Genomic DNA, 340 nt, shown 5'->3' on the forward strand with positions numbered 1-340 from the left:
TTAAAAAGTTTTTCAGAGCAACACCAATGCACTTTGTTTATGACTCTCATGGCAGGCGTCAAAGTGCTTTTGCATAAATACAGCGGTCAAGACGACATCATATTAGGCACGCCTATTGCAGGGCGTGAGCATCCTGATTTAGAGAACCAGATAGGATTGTATCTGAATACTTTAGCAATAAGAACACATTTTAAAGAGCAGAGCAGCTTTTTAGATTTATTAAGACAAGAAAAGGAAACTTTATTGGGAGCTTATCAGCACCAGAGTTATCCATTTGAGGAGCTGGTGAGTAAACTTAACCTAAAGCGGGACATTAGCCGTTCCGCCTTGTTTGATGTAT

Annotated in this window: 1 protein-coding gene; it reads left to right on the plus strand. The window is 39.7% G+C overall.

Features of this window, described 5'->3' with window-relative positions:
* Positions 1 to 340: condensation domain-containing protein (locus ACE01P_RS24440; RefSeq protein WP_379701671.1), on the plus strand; the 340-nt coding region annotated here is incomplete at both ends.

This window comes from Flavobacterium sp. HJSW_4 (assembly GCF_042436695.1).
GTDB lineage: Bacteria > Bacteroidota > Bacteroidia > Flavobacteriales > Flavobacteriaceae > Flavobacterium.